The 16,469-nt window shown below is 59.6% G+C and carries 12 protein-coding genes; 4 read left to right on the top strand and 8 right to left on the bottom strand.

From position 1 onward, the window contains the following. Positions 1 to 3: 3 nt before the first annotated feature. Both ligD and ACSQ3I_RS20280 read right to left on the bottom strand, forming a co-directional pair. Complete coding sequence (gene ligD, locus ACSQ3I_RS20275; RefSeq protein ID WP_436001801.1) at positions 4 to 2,625, bottom strand: DNA ligase D; 2,622 nt, start codon at positions 2,623 to 2,625, stop codon at positions 4 to 6. Positions 2,626 to 2,628: 3 nt separating this feature from the next. After that, positions 2,629 to 2,916, bottom strand: coding sequence for a hypothetical protein (locus ACSQ3I_RS20280; protein WP_436001802.1), 288 nt, complete (start codon positions 2,914 to 2,916; stop codon positions 2,629 to 2,631). Positions 2,917 to 3,154: 238 nt separating this feature from the next. Between ACSQ3I_RS20280 and ACSQ3I_RS20285 the strand changes: the two genes are divergently transcribed. Next, positions 3,155 to 3,394 (top strand): tautomerase family protein, encoded by a 240-nt coding sequence (locus ACSQ3I_RS20285; protein ID WP_436001803.1) that lies wholly within the window; start codon positions 3,155 to 3,157, stop codon positions 3,392 to 3,394. Between the two features lie 254 nt (positions 3,395 to 3,648). On the opposite strand, the gene ACSQ3I_RS20290 is transcribed toward ACSQ3I_RS20285, so the two are convergent. The 6 genes from ACSQ3I_RS20290 to ACSQ3I_RS20315 form a co-directional block, all read right to left on the bottom strand. Continuing rightward, positions 3,649 to 6,009 carry an arylsulfatase gene (locus tag ACSQ3I_RS20290; protein ID WP_436001804.1) on the bottom strand — a complete coding sequence of 787 codons (2,361 nt, stop codon included), beginning with the start codon at positions 6,007 to 6,009 and terminating at the stop codon, positions 3,649 to 3,651. Between the two features lie 295 nt (positions 6,010 to 6,304). Beyond that, entirely contained in the window at positions 6,305 to 7,921 is a 1,617-nt protein-coding gene (locus ACSQ3I_RS20295; RefSeq protein WP_436001805.1) for an FAD-dependent oxidoreductase, read from the bottom strand. Beyond that, entirely contained in the window at positions 7,812 to 9,038 is a 1,227-nt protein-coding gene (locus tag ACSQ3I_RS20300) for a Tm-1-like ATP-binding domain-containing protein (RefSeq protein ID WP_436001806.1), read from the bottom strand. The genes ACSQ3I_RS20295 and ACSQ3I_RS20300 overlap by 110 nt, the downstream gene beginning before the upstream one ends. After that, positions 9,035 to 10,642, bottom strand: coding sequence for a GMC family oxidoreductase (locus ACSQ3I_RS20305; RefSeq protein WP_436001807.1), 1,608 nt, complete (start codon positions 10,640 to 10,642; stop codon positions 9,035 to 9,037). The genes ACSQ3I_RS20300 and ACSQ3I_RS20305 overlap by 4 nt, the downstream gene beginning before the upstream one ends. 127 nt (positions 10,643 to 10,769) lie before the next feature. Next, positions 10,770 to 11,645: a phosphoenolpyruvate hydrolase family protein gene (locus ACSQ3I_RS20310; RefSeq protein ID WP_436001808.1), complete on the bottom strand. Its 876-nt coding sequence runs from the start codon at positions 11,643 to 11,645 to the stop codon at positions 10,770 to 10,772. A 468-nt stretch (positions 11,646 to 12,113) separates the two neighbouring features. Then, positions 12,114 to 13,127, bottom strand: coding sequence for an AraC family transcriptional regulator (locus tag ACSQ3I_RS20315; RefSeq protein ID WP_436001809.1), 1,014 nt, complete (start codon positions 13,125 to 13,127; stop codon positions 12,114 to 12,116). 553 nt (positions 13,128 to 13,680) lie between these two features. On the opposite strand from ACSQ3I_RS20315, the gene ACSQ3I_RS20320 reads away from it, so the two are divergent. Genes ACSQ3I_RS20320 through ACSQ3I_RS20330 form a run of 3 tightly spaced genes read left to right on the top strand, consistent with a single transcriptional unit; the run spans position 13,681 to position 16,460 of the window. Continuing rightward, positions 13,681 to 14,991 (top strand): ABC transporter substrate-binding protein, encoded by a 1,311-nt coding sequence (locus ACSQ3I_RS20320; RefSeq protein ID WP_436001810.1) that lies wholly within the window; start codon positions 13,681 to 13,683, stop codon positions 14,989 to 14,991. Continuing rightward, positions 14,978 to 15,772: an ABC transporter ATP-binding protein gene (locus tag ACSQ3I_RS20325; protein ID WP_436001811.1), complete on the top strand. Its 795-nt coding sequence runs from the start codon at positions 14,978 to 14,980 to the stop codon at positions 15,770 to 15,772. Before ACSQ3I_RS20320 ends, ACSQ3I_RS20325 begins: the two co-directional genes overlap by 14 nt. Beyond that, on the top strand, positions 15,756 to 16,460 hold the full coding sequence (locus tag ACSQ3I_RS20330) for an ABC transporter ATP-binding protein (protein ID WP_436001812.1): 705 nt from the start codon (positions 15,756 to 15,758) through the stop codon (positions 16,458 to 16,460). The genes ACSQ3I_RS20325 and ACSQ3I_RS20330 overlap by 17 nt, the downstream gene beginning before the upstream one ends. Positions 16,461 to 16,469: the final 9 nt, after the last annotated feature.

Here is a 16,469-nt window from a genome sequence, read left to right on the forward strand (position 1 = left end):
ATATCAACCCGACTTGTTCAGCCGCCGGATAGCTTCCGCCAGTGAGCGCTCACCATCGCAATAATCCCTCCACACGTCGCTTTTGGCAATCAGCGACGGGACCGTGCGGACGGTGAAACGGGTGGGGTCGAGATCCGAACGGACCTGGCTCCAGGTCAGCGGCATCGAAACCGTGGCGCCGGGCCGCGCCCGCGGGGAAAGCGGGGCAACAGCGGTCGCCATACGATCGTTGCGCAGATAGTCGAGGAAAATTCGGCCTTTCCGGAGCTTCTTCGCCATCTTTGTCACATACAGATCGGGCTGTTCCTCGGCCATCAAGTCGCAGAGCCTATGGGCAAAATCCTTCGCCTCGTCCCAGCCGGGCGATTTTCGGCTGTCGCTTTTCAGCGGCGTGACGACATGCAGGCCCTTGCCGCCCGTCGTCTTGCAAAAGCTGACGAGGCCGAGCGCATCGAGCCGATCACGCAATTCCCGGGCGGTCTCTACCACCTGGGAAAAGCTTACGTCGGGGCCAGGATCCAGATCGAAAACCAGGCGGCCCGGTGTTTCGGGATCGCCGGGCCGGCAATTCCACGGATGCAGTTCTACCGCAGCCACCTGTGCCAACGCAGCCAGCCCCTCGACACGGTTGACCTGCAGGTATGGCTTCTCCTCGCCGGCGATCTTCACGAGTTCCAGCAGGTTCGATGTTCCCGGCATGGCATGGCGCTGGAAGAACTGCTGTCCCCCTATGCCATCGGGCGCTCGTATTATCGAACAGGGGCGGCCACGAACATGGTCGATCAGCCAATCACCGACGGATTGGTAGTAGTGGGCCAGATCTTCCTTGGTGACAGGCTGATCCTCGTCAGGCCATAGCGGCTTGTCCGGGCTGGAGAGCAACACGCCCATGACCTCCGCCTTAGCACCACTACGCCTGTTTTGCTGTTTCGGCCCAGGTTTGTTGTCCGGTGTTGCCTGATCGGCTGGGGCAGGCTCTTCGGTCGTGACCTCTTCGGCTGGCTTGTCCTCGCGCAATCCTTTGAACGCCGCCTGTCGAACTTGGCCGTCTCCAGTCCAGCCGGCAAACTCGATCTCGGCCACAAGCTCCGGCTTCACCCAGTGGATGTCATCGGCTTTTTTCGGGGCGCCAATGCCGGTGAATGGCGAACGTGACGTGTTGAGCGGTACAAGCGCATCCATCAGCATCGCGGCACGACCGGAACCGAACCCTGTTCCAACGCGGCCAACGTAGACGAAATGCGCGCCACGATAAACGCCTGCCAGCAGAGAGCGAAATTTCCCATCTTTGGTCGTGTATCCTCCGACCACCACTTCATGGCCCGCACGGCACTTGGATTTGACCCAGGTATCGGTTCGGCCTGAACGATATGGCTCATCCGCTTTCTTCGAAACGATACCTTCGAGCGATAACCGGCACGCAGAGCGAAGCACGGCATCGCCCCCGGTGTCGAAATGATCGACGTGCCGAATTCGGGGACTGGCCTCGACACTGTCCAGTAAATCCCGAAGGCGAGACTTGCGCTCGCTCAATGGAAGATCGCGCAGGTCTTCACCATCCTGAAACAACAGATCGAAAGCGAAATAGACCAGATCCTCGGTCTTCCCTTCCGAAAGCGCTGCCTGCAGAGAAGCAAAGTCAGGCGCGCCGTGATTATCGAGCGCACAGATCTCGCCATCGATAAGGGCATCAGGCAAGCCGGCGGCGTCCTCGGCTATCTCGCCGAACCGCTCCGTCCAGTCGAGCCCCTTGCGGGTTTTCAGTTCGATCTCCCCATCTGAAATCCGCAACTGAATACGATAGCCATCGAACTTGATCTCGTGCAGCCATCCAGCGCCGGCTGGCGGTCGCTCCCGGCTTTTGCAGAGCTGTGGCGGTATGAAAGCTGGCATCGAGACGATCGGTCGTTTCGCATTCGAGGGTGCATTTTTTTCCGCGCCCCCGCGGATCTCTGCAGCGAGGCCCTCGCTGCTGTCCCAGACGGCATCGGCATCGACGGCTGCCTTGTTGAGCATAAAGGGCTTTGGTCTGCGGCCCTTGCCGGAGCTGATCGTCTGCATGTCGCGGCCGGAGGCGATTGAATTCGTCTCCCGCTTCAGGATGGCATCACCATTCTTCTCGACCGCTGTCTCGTCTCGATGCTTGATCAGCAGCCAATTGGTGCGCTTGCCACCGTCGCGGTCCTTCTTCATGCGAACCAGTACGAAGCTGCCCTTCAGGCGCTCACCATGGAGAACAAATTTGAGATCACCCTTCTTTAGCGCCTCCTCCGGGGTCTGATCGCCTTCCGGCTCCCAGTAGCCGCGATCCCACAACATGACCGTTCCGCCACCATATTCGCCCTTGGGAATGGTGCCTTCGAAATCGCCATAATCCAGCGGATGATCCTCGACCTCGACGGCCAACCGCTTATCGGATGGGTCGAGCGACGGGCCGCGTGTGACGGCCCAGGATTTGAAAACACCGTCGAGTTCAAGCCTGAGATCATAATGCAATCGCGTCGCATCATGTTTCTGGATCACGAAGCGCAGGCGTTTTGCCTGCTTGACCTCTATCCTTCCTGACGGTTCGTGGGTCTTCGTGAAATCGCGTTTGCCTTGGTAGGTGGAGAGTTTTCCGGCCATCAGCTAGTTGCCGTTGTTGACGGCTTGCGCGGGAAGCGCGGCGCCCAGGTTTCGGAAACGACGAAGGAGTATGTTGACCGTTTCGCTCTGTTCGAGTTCGTCATCTACTGGCACCGGATCCGTGGCCATGGCCTCGATGACAACAGGATCGACACCGCGCTTGGCGGCTTCGGCGATGGCGTCACGAGTTTGCCGCTCAGCCTTCAGCCGCACATAGAGCCTATGGATGATCGCATCCCTCAGGTGCACATCATCGGCTTTCTGGTCAGCCTTGTTTACGATCTTCCTCATGATCCGTAAAAGACTTTAACCGCGGCCAAGTTCCTCCGCATCATGACGGACGTCGGCCGTAAGCAAACAATATATTGTCGCGGTCATCTTCCGTAAATTTATGCGATAGCCACAATGTCCATTTCCGGCGCTTTGCTGCCCGGTTTTGATGGTATTCTGGGCGACGTGATTTTCGACGGCGGCTTTCTGTCCTATTAATCTGGCAAATCACTCTCGACCGAAAACTGGAAAAAAGAAGATGCCCCGTATCGCCGTAAAGATGTTTCCCGGACGGACTGAAGCGCAGAAAGAGGAATTTGCCGCAAAAGTCGTTGAAATGGCGATGGCGGTATTCGGCTCAAGCGCGGCGTCGCTCTCGGTCTCCATTACCGAAGTGGAGCCGTCGGCGTGGGACGCACAGGTCTACGATCCTGAAATTGTTGCGGCAGAAAGCGACTTGTACAAACGTCCCGGTTATGGGCTTCTGGCAAGCTCCTGAGACTGGGATAGCTCCCAGGCCTGTTAGTTTCCACGCAGAACGGGAAAATTCCAGTGCCAAATGGCCCAATTTAACGGGGGCAAGGTCAAAAGCGTCGAACGTGGAAGAAGACTGCACCATCAAAGTCCGGGATCCGGCATCTAGGCGTGCACAGGTTTCGAGTCTTTCAAAGGCATAACCGCAGCGACATGGAAAATCTGTTTTGCAATTCGCGATGATAAGCGGCGACCCCATCCGGGGTCGCCGCTTGTTCTTCAGTTGAGATTGACGACGACCTTGTCGATTTCGCCGGTGAAGTGGAAAGGCACCTCGTAATCGCGAACCACAGGCGTGCCCGTATCTTCGCCAATATCAAGTGTCTCGTCCATCGATATGCGGATCGGGACGGTTTCCTCGATGCGTCCCTTGGCCACTTCCTTGCCATCCACCGTGAGCGTCGCCGTGCCGCCCTTGCCGGCTTCCTTGCCGCCCTCATAGGCGAAATTCACGGCGACGGTGTGTTTGCCCGCTCCGAGCTTGTCGGGTCCCTGGACGCGATACTTGTGCTGGGGATAATGCGAGCGAGCGTAGACGAAGGTTGGCTTGCCATCCAGCAGCATCAGCGCATTGCCGCCAAACCAGCCCCCTTGCGTCAGCAGGATGCCCTCGGCGCCTCCCTCGGGAACCTCGACCTCGGCAGTGATCGAGTAGGAGCGGTTCTTCATGTTGGGGGCCATGCCTTCGGTGATGCGGACAGTTCCATCGAAATAGGTGTATTCCGTACGTCCGACATTATGCTGCGGGCGGTTTTCGGGCGCAGCCCGCTCGATGTACCGGTCGTCCAGCGGAAAGACCTGGTTCCTCGATGCTTCGCTGACGAAGAGCTTGCGCAATTCCTCGAGTTTCTCCGGGTTCTCCTTCGCCACGTTCTTCGACTGGGAGAAGTCCTTGCTGAGGTCGTAGAGTTCCCATTCATAGTCGTTGAAGGGATCGGGATTGGACGGCCCGAAACCGACCCAGGGCAAACGTTTCGGCGTGGTGTTGGCCAGCCAGCCTTCGTGATAAATGCCCTGGTTGGCGATAATTTCGAAATACTGCGTCGTGTGCCGTTCGGGTGCGTTCGCATCATCGAGCAGATACATCAGGCTTGTGCCATTCATCGGCACCTGCTTGAAGCCATTGATCGTTTCCGGCGCCGGGATGCCCGAGGCCTCGAGGATCGTCGGTACGATATCGGTGAGGTGTGTGAACTGGCTGCGCAGGCCGGGATTCTTGATGCGTGCCGGCCAGCTCATGACCATCGATGTGCGCGTGCCACCAAGATGGGATGCAATTTTCTTGTCCCATTGGAAGGGTGTGTTCATGGCATGCGCCCAACCACGGGCGTAGAGGTTCTGGAACCATGGTCCGCCGAATTCATCGATGTTCTTGATCATGAATTCCGGCTCGTCGGGGAACTTGTTGCCAAGCGTGACGACCTCGCTGGTGACGCCAACGCCAGTCGTGTCTTCCGAGCTGGAGCCGTTGTCGCCCTGGATGTAGATGATGAGCGTGTTGTCCAATTCACCCATCTGATCGATGGCATCGATCACCCGGCCGATCTGGTTGTCGGCGTAGGCAAGGGCAGCGGCATAGCATTCCATCTCGCGTGCGGCCACGCGTTTCATGTCTGGTGACAGGTCATCCCACCTGCCATATTCCGCGGGCGTCGGGTTCAGCACGGCGTCCAGGGGAATGACACCGATTTCCTTCTGCTTTGCGAAGGTCATTTCGCGCTGCTTGTCCCAGCCGTAGTCGAACTTGCCCTTGAATTTTGCGATCCAATCCTTGGGGGCATGGTGCGGTGCGTGCGCGGTACCAGGTGTGTAATAGGCAAGGAACGGCTTCTTCGGGTTCACGGCCTTCTGGTCACGAATCCACTTGATCGCATGATCGGCGAGATCCTTGTCCAGGATATAGTCGTCCATGCGGCCGAGATAGGGATCGACCGCAACAGTGTTCTCGAAGATTGCCGGCCGGAACTGGTGAGCGTCGCCGCCGAGAAATCCGTAGAAATACTCGAAACCCAGCCCGGTGGGCCAGAGCTGGAACGGGCCGGCCGGCGTCGTCTGCCAGTCGGGAACATTGTGGTTCTTGCCATACCACGAGGTGGCATAGCCATTGTCCGTCAGGATCTCACCGATGGTTCCGACACTACGCGAAACCAGGCTGTGATAGCCCGGGAACGGCGTCGAAAACTCCATGATGATGCCTGTCGACGCGACATGATGGTTGCGACCGGTGATCAGTGCCGCGCGCGAGGGCGAGCAAACAGCCGTGGTATGGAAGCGATTGAACTTCAGGCCTTCTTTTGCAAGCTTGGCATAGGTCGGTGTGGGAATAGGTCCACCGAATACCTCGCTGGCGCCGAAGCCGACGTCATCCGTCATGATGAGCAATATATTCGGAGCGCCATCCGGTGCCGCAATTTCCGTAGGCCACTCGATGGAGTCGGATGCTCCGACCGAAGGATCGAGTTTGCCCAGTTTTTGATAGGGTTCGATTGGGAGGTGCCTGCGATCCGGCCAGTCCTGGGCCTGAGCGGGTACCGCCAGAGTGCATGAAAACAATAGAGCAAGATGCCGAGCGATCTTCATATGCACGTTCCTTCTGAAGAGATATAGAAAGGACCCGAGCAATGTAGGCACATCATTAGGTTGAGTTCAAGCAAGATAAGGCGTTAGATTCGAGTTAAGCTTGCATTAGGTATCGCTGCAGGAATGTCGCTTCTTTTCGGCACAGTTCGACGCGATTGGCTTTTGAATTTGCGGGTGCTGTCCCATTTTCGCTTCGGAAGCGGATCAGGATGCTGAATTTCCATGCAGAAAGAGAGGCATCGCTGGCGCTCAACGAGGACGCGAGCGATGCATTTGAAGGGTGCGGTCGGTCTCATCAGGTCCCGGCTGCTATACATTCGGCGGCATGCATTCCTGATGTATACGCCCAGGCGACATGATGGCCGTGGCCGTTGAGGATCAGACCTCCCTGGCCGGCCGAACCGGCGGCGTAGAGCCCTTCGATGATGGTCCCGTCCTTGCGGGTGACCTGCATGCGGCCGTTGACGGAAAGGCCCCCTTCCGCGAAGAAGATGCAGGCGCGGGCAGGCCCGAGAATGTAGAAAGGTCCACGGGAAATGTGCTTCTCGCCCGCTGCGTTGGCCTTTTCCACAGCCCTGGACAGTCCCTCTGCCGAGAGGCCTGCAGCCTTGGCGACCGCCTCGATGGTCGGGCCAGACTTTACCAGATCTTTGCGGTGACGCTGATAGTCGTGAAGATAAGCGTAGTCGATCACAGGCGCCGTCGACACGTAGTTCGGCCAGGCCCCCAGCTTGTCGGCCAGATCCTTGTCGAACATCACGAAAACCTCACCGCCAGGCTGACGTTCGGCGTGGATTTCGGGTCGGTCCTGTTCATTGGCGAACCGCTCGCCCTTGCGATTGACGAAGATTGCGCCTTTTTCGAACAGTTGCGGCGCGGGACGCATCGAAGAAGTTACGAACGACATCAGGAATGGCCTGAGAACTGCCAGGGGCAGATGGTCGATTGCGAGTTTGATGACGCGTGCGAGCAAGGGGCTTGATGGCAACATTGACAGCAACGTCGGACGTGGCCGCTCGACGAAGCGGATTTCAGGTCCCCAGACGAGGTCGCCATTCCGCACCTCGCCGCCGAGACCCAAGCCGAACCGCTGACCGTCGCCAGTGCTGAGCTTGTTGAGGCCGGGAATCGGGGCGAGGTCGTCCGGGAGGAATTGCTTCTTGAAGGTTAACGGAGCGTTGCTGAAATCGCCGGAGGCGAGCAGGACGGCGCGCCGTGCATGCAAGCTGGTTCCATTGCGCAGGCGCACACCTGAAACACGCCCGTCCGCCTCGATGAGTTCCGACACTTCCGCCTCCACGCGGAACCGGACACCGAGCTTCCGGCATCGGCGTGTCGCCAGTTCGGTGACCGCCTTGGAATGGGGCAGCATCTTGTGAAGACGCGCAACGCGGTGGCCGGGTTCGCTGATCGGCTTGGTGAAGACCGCGCCGAGATCGAGCAGCTTGCGGAACGCATGGGGGGCCTTGTCGACGAAAACGCGCCGGAGCGCGAGGTTGTCTCGATCGATGAGCGTGCCAGCGAAATTGTTCAGGTCTTCGAAATGCGCGTCGGAGCTATCGGCTATTCCTTCGGCAGCCTGGAGCGGTGTGCCGCTGGTGGCGAAGACGCCAAAGGACATGGCTGTGGTGCCACCGATGCTGGCGCCTTTTTCGAGCACAAGCACTTTGAGGCCCCTTTCGGCAGCCGTCATGGCGGCCATCAATCCTGTGCCGCCCGCGCCGACAACGATCAGGTCGGCATCATATTGTCTGGAAAGGTCGGAGGTCACTGGGCCTGCTCCTGAAACGGGATGGGTTGGTTCATGCGAGCAACGCCTCCAGCCGCTTGACGGCAAAGGCGATGCATTCGGGATCGTTGATGTGATGATCGAGAACGTGAACGGGAATACCGGGCCGAAGCGCTTCCACAAGGGTCTCGCGGAAGGCGGCGTCGGCTTCTGGGTCGTGGAAGGGTTGCCCTTCGCGGTCGTAGGCCGAAAATCCCCGCGCCGGAATGACGATCTCGACCTTTCTTTCAGCAGCATTCAGCTTGCGGGCGATGAAACGGGCAATCTCGCGATTTTCGTCAACCGAAGTCCGCATCAGCGTCGCATGGGGCGAATGCTCCAGGAAGCAGCGTCCGGAGAATTTTGGAGGCACCGAGGAGGCCGGGCCGAAATTTACCATGTCGATGGCGCCGGGCAGGATCACCTGCGGGATATCGGCAAGGGCGGCTGCTTCCAGCCGCTGCGGTCCCGCCGACAGGATGCCGCCGACGAGTTCGTCGGCAATCTCCGTCGTGGTCAGGTCGAGCACCGCCTGGATGCGTCCGTCGCGGACCAGCGCTTCCATGGCCTGGCCGCCGACGCCACGCGCATGGAACGGCAGAACCTCGCGGCCGGCCGCGATCAGCAGCCTTTCCGCAACCTGTGCGCCAAGGGTGGTCGAGCCGAAGACAGTCATGCCGATGGTCGTGGTGGTACGGCTGCTGGTGGGGGGAAGGGGCACGCGGACGATTGCTGCCATGGCGGCCGCAGCACGGTCCAGGATGACCTGCAGGATCGAGTTTACGCCCAAGACATCGACTACAGAATGATAGAGGAGAACGTCATTGCCCTTGACGAAGCTTGCGGTGTTTCCGGATGCAATCGTCGAAACGAGCATTTTCGGGTAACCGAATGGCAGGATATCGAAGACGGCGGACGCAAAGGCGGCATTGGTGCCGCCGCCCAGTCCGATACATCCCGCGATCCGTCCTTCGGCCAGCATTCGGCTGGTCAGTTGCTGGAGCCCTCGGATCATCGTCGGGATGGCTGTCGCGCGATCCGCCTTGCTTTGAAGCTCGGCGATCGTCGTTCCGCCGAGGGCGGCGATCTCTTCGCGGGTCACGTCGGCATCTGTCCCCGGCGTGCCGAGTACCCCGCAATCGGCAATCACGGGCACCGCGCCCAAACGGCGCAATCCGTTGCACAGATAATCCACGGCCTCCGACTTGGTGTCGAGGGAGACCGGAACCAGAATGCCGCTTGGTTCATTCTGCTTTGTCATCGGGCGTCCTCCAGTATCATTGCGGATGCTTTCTCGGCGATCATCATCGTTGGCGCATTGGTATTGCCCGAAATGATCCGAGGCATGACCGAGGCATCGACAACCCGAAGCCCTTCCACGCCGCGCAGGCGCAGTTTCGGATCGAGCGGTGCATCATCGCCACCCATGCGGCAAGTGCCGACCGGATGATAGGTCGAGATACCGCGTTGGCGTGTGTCCTCCAGCAGGGCCTCGTCGCTGCGAACGGACGGCCCCGGCAGAACTTCCTCCCGGATGAAACTTCGCAATGCTGGTTGCTCTGCGATCCGTCGGCAGATCTCAATCCCCTTGAGAATTGCGCGCTTGTCGTTTTCGGTTTCGAGGAAGGGCTGTTCGATCCTGGGCGGAGCCTTGGGGTCGGAAGAGCGCAGGCTCACGCGTCCGCGTGCCTCGGGCTGCAGAAGAATTGGGCTGAGGCTGAAGGCTGAGAACGGATGGGGGATGACACCTGCCGGCGTTCGGCCCGCCGAACTATAGCCGAGGAAGTTGATCTGGATGTCGGGATCGTCGAGATGCGGCGCGCTCTTCACAAAGGCGCCTGCCACCACACCGGACGCAGTCAGCAATCCGGTTCCAAACAGCACATATTGTGCCCCGGCGAAGATGCGCCGCATCGGGCTGATGGCGAGGTCATTCGCCGTGATCGGCCGGCCGCATCGATAGGATAGATAGGTGTTGAAGTGATCTTGCAGATTCATGCCGACGCCGGGTGCATCGTGCACCACATCGATGCCCAGATCGCGCAGATGTGGTGCCGGGCCGACACCCGAAAGTTGAAGGATCTGCGGAGTGCCAAAAACGCCGGCGCAGAGGATGATCTCGCGCCGGGCTGTCGCGCTTCTCCGCTTGCCTTCTACTTCGAATTCGATGCCGGAGGCGCGTTTGCCCTGCCACAGGAGGCGGCGCGTCAGCGCATTCGTCACGACCTTGAGATTACGCCGCTTGCGCGCCGGACGCAGAAAGGCGTCGGCGGCACTCCAACGCCGGCGACGGGTGGCCGTGCGTTGATAGTAGCCTGTGCCCTCCTGGCAAGGACCATTGAAATCGGTATTGCGGGGAATGCCGGCCTCTGTCGCCGCGTCGATGATTGCCTGGTGCAGGGGCCATTTTCCCTTGAAGTCCGTCACGTGCAGCGGACCGCCGGTCGCATGGAGTGTGTCGGCGCCTCGCTCCTGGTTCTCCGACGTCATGAAATAGGGGAGCACCGATTCCCAACCCCAGCCAGTGCAGCCCATCTGCGACCAGATATTGTAGTCGCAAGGGGTGCCGCGCATGTAGACCATGCCGTTGATCGATCCCGTTCCGCCGATGACCTTGCCGCGAGGCTGATAGATGCGACGGTTGGCCAATCCCGGCACCGGCTCACTTTCGTAGCGCCAGTTCATCGTCTTGTGCGAGAACATTTTCGGAACGCCGAGCGGCAGATGAATCCAGGGGCTGCGTGCCTCCGGCCCGGCCTCCAGCAGGAGAACAGTATATCTGCCGGACTCGCTCAGCCGGGCTGCCGTGACACAGCCGGCGGAGCCCGCCCCTACAACGATGAAATCAAATGCCTCTTGTTCCATCTGACGTATGGATACCTCGACCTGAATGGGTAGTCACGCCCCCGAAAGCCTGCTTTGCTCGCAGTCGAGGGATCGGCCAATGGTCGCTTGTCTGAAGACAGTGACAGACGATGCGCGAAATCGAATCTTAGCCCGTATTTTTCGAACGGACGCTTTCCAGCGTGGGTTCGGCCCGCGCCGTGCGGATGGATGTGAATGCCTTGCAGGCGGCCTTGATCGCCTTTTCCACCGGAATACGCTCGACGCCCGAGGCGGCGACGAACCCAACGGCATCGGTGCGCTCATTCACATATTCGGCGTCTTCCGGCGTCACGATCGGCCCGCCATGCGAGAGCAGGATCGCCTCGCTGCTGTTCGCGCGCGCGGCGGCGAACATCGCGTTGAGCGCATCGACCGCGTCGTCCAGCGTCGATCCCTGGTCGAAACCGACATCCCCACCGGCCGTCCGGCCAACATGCCCGACAACGACATCGGCACCTGCCTTGGCCATGGCCGCTGCTTCGTCGGGGTTGAAGACATAGGCAATCGCCAGCATGTCTCGTTCGCGCGCCGCGCGCACCATATCGACTTCGCGCTGGAAACCGTAGCCCGCAGCCTCCAATTCGCGACGGAAGCCGCCGTCGAGCCGTCCGACGGTCGGAAAGTTGATGACACCGGAGAGGCCGATCCGCTGCATGCGCTCCAATACGGAGTCGATGTTTCGGGTCGGGTCGATGGCATACACACCGCCGATGACCGGTGCGGTCCGGACGACCGGGAGTATGGCGCGCTCGCTGAGTTCGAGCATGATGGCATTGGCATCGCCGACGGGCAGGTTGCCGACGAAACTGGGAAGTCCGTTCAGCCGGTAATAACCGGAATTGTAGATCATGATCAGATCCGCGCCAGCGGCTTCGGCGCAGCGAGCAACCAGGCCATTGCCGGCACCGACTGCGAGGATCGAGCGCTGGCGTGCGATCTGGCTGTTCAGTTTTCCAAGGATTTCGGCTCTCGATTTGTTCATGTCGGGTGGCTCCCAGTATCAGTTCAATATTCATGGGCGACGCGCGGCGGCCTGTTCGGCTGCTCGGCGCAGGAAGTCGTCGGACGCGCGGTCAACGAATCCGTCGCTTTTGGAAGTGTTGGAAAATGTCGAATGTGTCAGCGCGACCGGGTGGTCGCCACCATCAATTCGGACACTCCCATCCCGAATTGACAGTCCTGTCCGGATTCATCCGCACAGTTCCAGTCATAAGCCAATGCGGATGGGAAGCCATGTGCAGAAGACACGATCGGCTACTCGTAAACCACCTGGACATGTCACCGAAGACTGTATTCGTTGGTGCCGCTGTCTGGCCAAAGGAGGCGATTTTGACGCGATTATATATTCAATTACAATGGCTTGATGGAATTTCAAAAATATGAGACGGATGAGCGCCAAGTGGAAGCCATGCTGTGGGTCCACAATATCCGCTGCCATGCAGAGTGGGCACTACAAGCTCGTCGGGGGCTGGATTTCTGTTGCGACGGCCTGTGCTTCCATGCGATTTTCCCTCATCGTCGAAGGACGAAAGCCGGTAATTTTCTTGAAGGTGTTGGAGAAGGCGAACGGATTCACATAGCCGACGTCGCTGGCGATCGCCTCGATCTTTTCATTCGTCGTGGTCAGCAGATGGGCGGCACGCTGGACCCTGAGCGCCGTCACCTGTCGCATCGGGCTACGTCCGAGGGTTCGCACGCAGAGGCGCCTGAAGTGCTCGGTCGACAGGTTGGCCGCTTCGGCAAGGTCTTCGACGGTCCATGCGCGTGCGAGTTCGTTTTGCACCGCTTCGAAAGCCGCATAGATCCTTGCGTCGCCATTGATGCGTGATGTCACGCGCATCACATAATGCTGGATCAGATCACCCCACAGCATTTCGCTCGTCGAATTGTTGGAATCGGCCGTCTCATGCTGCAATCCTTCGATCGCGCATTTGAGCGGATTGCAATCCGCTTCGATGATGAGCGGCACGATGGTGTTGGTCTGGGAAACCCTGGCGCGCGGCGAAAATCGGACCCAGCACGTCTTCCACCGGATGCCGGGCACCGCATGGAAGGCATGAAGCGACATGGCGGGCGCGAGCGATATCCTGCCGGGCGTGTGCGCTTGCCATTCGCCATCAAGCAGCATGCGTCCTTCGCCAGCGATCGTTCCGAGCAGAAAGGTACCGGCAAGTTCGGTCCGAACGATGCTGTACGGGGCTGCCGCATCACTGATCCCGACATGCTCGATGTGTGCTGCCCGGAGCACGGCCGAGTCGCGGGCGCGCAGGATCATCTGATGTGTGTCGTCGCCGACTATATGGCGCTCTGCAAGTTCCGGTTCGTTTTTCAACAGGGCGACTCCATCGAAGATGCAAGTGGCGATTAGGCGCTCGTTGAGCTTGCACAGGAAGACGACCTTTCTCAAGAGGAGCCTGCACCCGCTTCGCATTTCGTTGTAAGCTGTTCCATTCAGGCGGCGCAAGCGCCGTTTCCTGCGGGGAAGGCCAAGGGTCCGCCACGGTGTTCAATCAGTAATCGCATCGGGCCGTTGCTTGGTTTAGGGCAGTGGTGCCATCGAGTTCCGATGGTTCGGCGTTATGCAATGTCAATGTGGGTTTCTTCGATCTCTCGATATGCAAGGCGGGGTCACCTGCGTCTCCCGCAGGCCGTGAGGTCATCTTATCCCTTCTGAATTTGCAGCACTTTTCCGGCGTTTTTCCGTTATTTCGATTGATCAGGGAGGGAAGAATGGGGCGTTCAGCACAAAAATCACCTTGAGTCTGCTTGCGTACCGCGTTTTCGATTGTTCGGTAAAGGATATGTGGCGGCACTTGCAGAATGTGTGAATCGAGTATGAATTTGATTGGCTGTGCTATGTTGTGTCACCGGCTGTCGATGCAGTCTAGTCGCACCAACAACTCGGAGGAGCTGTCGGAGTTCTTGAGCTGAAGGAGACGACGTTGCCCACGTCGGGGGACGTTGCTTCTTCCAGTTTACAGCCAAGATCCAACGCACATTTGCTGGAGGAGAAGACAATGAATAGACGTGAATTCCTGGCGGGCGCAGCCTTGACTATCGCCGCCATCAGTAGCGGACGTCCGGCGTTCGCCCAGCAGGGCGGTGCCATCCGTGTCGGCGTACTTTATGACCTGTCTGGCCCGTTTGCTGGTGCTGGTGCTATGGAAAACTACCGTGGCACCAAGATCGCCATCGACATGATCAACGAAGCCGGCGGCATTCTCGGAAAATACAAGATCGATCCGATCTATGTCGATACCCAGAGCAAGGCCGATGTCGTTCTGAACGAAGCCGAACGGCTGCTCGCCATGGATGACGTGAGCCTGATCATGGGTCTGTTTTCCAGCGCCCATGCCGTGCCTCTTGCCGCCAAGGTGGAGCCGCTCGAGAAGATCCTCTTCATCACCAACGCGATCTCGCCGGCCATCGTCAAGGATCGTCACCTCAAGTACACGTTCAAGAATTCGGTGAACGGGGCGCTGCAGGGCGCCGAGTCGATCAAGATGCTGGCGGGCTTGTCGCAGCAAAAGCTCGGCATCGCGCCGAAGGACCTCAAGCTCGCGATCATCCATGAAGATGGCTCCTACGGCACGACCATGGCCGACGGCAACCGTTCGGAAGCCGCCGTGCATGGCATGCAGATCGTCATTGACGAGGCCTATTCCGCCAACACCTCCGACTTCTCGGCGCTTGTGACCAAGATGCGGCGCGAGAAGCCGGATGCGATCCTCCATACCGGCTACGGTGCCGACGTGACGCTCTTCCTGCGGCAGGCGCGCGAGCGCGGCCTTCGAACCAAGGTTCTGGTCGGCCAGGGTGCCGGTTACGGCAACTATCCGGTCCTGCGCGAAGCGATGGGCGATTCCATCAACTATGTCCTCAACATCGACTCGGCGGCAGCGCAATTGCTTCCCCCGGAAAAGCTGCAGCCCGAGGTTCGCGATCTGGCGAAGGAGTTCCTGCGCCGCTATGCGGAAACGATCGGACACGACAATCCGCCCTTGACGGCAAGCCTCGGCTTCAACGGCGCATGGGTGCTGTTCCATGAGATCATTGCGCGCGCACTCGAAGCAAAGGGTGGTGTTTACGATACCGAAGCCGTTCGTCAGGCAGCGCTTGCGCTGGATATCCCCACGGGCGGAACCATCCAGGGGACCGGCGTAAAGTTCGAGCATCCGGAATCGGATATGGCCGGGCAGAACGTGCGCGCAGCACCTGTCGTTACTCAGTATGTCGATGGCAAGATCAATATCGTCTGGCCGCTGGAACTGGCCGCAGCAGACGTGGTCATGCCCCTGCCGGCGGATTCACCCTATGCAGAAAAGTGATCAGAACCTACTCGAAGTTCGCGGACTGACGAAACAGTTCGCGGGCTTCACCGCGGTCAACAACGTCTCGTTCGATGTCCGCAAGGGCGAAATCCTGGGACTTATCGGGCCGAATGGCTCGGGCAAGAGCACGACTTTCGGCCTGGTCGCCGGAACGTTGCCGCCGACGGCGGGGACCATCCAGTTCCAGGGTCACCAGATCGGCGGCAAGCCCGCCCATCAGGTGAGCCGTCTGGGGATCTCCCGGACGTTCCAGATTCCGCGTCCGTTCCATCGTTTGACGATGATCGAAACGGTTGCGGTGGCCGCAAGCCATTCGGGCCATGGGCGACACATGTCCGATGGCGACCTGAGGGCCGCAGCTCTCGACGCGCTCGACATGGTGGGTTTGAAGAAGCTTGGCGAAGAGACCCCGTCCGGAAAGGGCGTGGCCGTTCTCAAGCGGCTCGAACTCGCCCGGTGTCTGGTGTGTCAGCCCCTGCTTCTGCTGGCCGATGAAAGCCTTGGCGGCCTCGATGCCGCCGAGATGCGCAGTGCCGCCGACATGCTCAAGCGGATCCGTGATGAGCGTGGGGTCACCATTGTCTGGGTCGAGCACATCATGGGTCTTCTGATGCGTGTTGTCGATCGCGTCATCGTTCTCAACCAGGGTCAGATCCTGTTCGAGGGCCTGCCGAAAGACGCTGCTGCCGATCCCTCCGTGGCCGAAGTCTATCTTGGCCGCAAGGCAAGTGAATACATGTCAATTGCGAGGACGGTGGGTCATGCTCAAGCTCACTAACGTATGCGCCGGCTACGGCGACTTTCGCGCCCTCTTCGACATTTCGCTCGAGGTGAAGGCCGGTGAAGCGGTCGGCGTCCTCGGGGCGAACGGTGCCGGAAAGACCACGCTCATGCGTGCAATTTCCGGTATGATCCCCGCCACCGCGGGAAGCGTAGTCTTCGAGGGCACGGATCTCAACACGATCCCGCCCCACAGCATCGTCGAGCGCGGCCTCGCGCACGTTCCCGAGGGACGGCGCCTGTTTCCCAAGCTTTCCGTGTGGGACAACCTGCGCATGGGCGCCTATTCGCCCGAGGCGCGCAAACACTTCAAGGATAGCATCGAGCATGTCTTCACCCTGTTTCCGCGTCTAAAGGAACGGCGGCAGCAGGTCGCCGGCACCATGTCCGGCGGCGAGCAGCAGATGTGTGCCATCGGCCGTGCGCTGATGTCTCGTCCAAAATTGTTGCTCTTCGATGAGCCGTCGGCCGGGCTGGCGCCGGTCGTCGTCGAGCAGATGTTCGATCTAGTCCGGCAGGTGCGCGACGAGGGCATTACCGTTCTTCTGGTCGAGCAGAACGTCACCGACGTGCTTGATACCGTCGATCGTGCTTATGTGCTGGACGTCGGGCGCATCACGCTCGCCGGCAAGGCCGACGAACTCCGGGACTCGCCGGAAATCCAACAAATCTATCTCGGTCTGTAGGAGGGGTGC

It is taken from the genome of Rhizobium sp. LjRoot30 (assembly GCF_964253915.1).
GTDB lineage: Bacteria > Pseudomonadota > Alphaproteobacteria > Rhizobiales > Rhizobiaceae > Metarhizobium.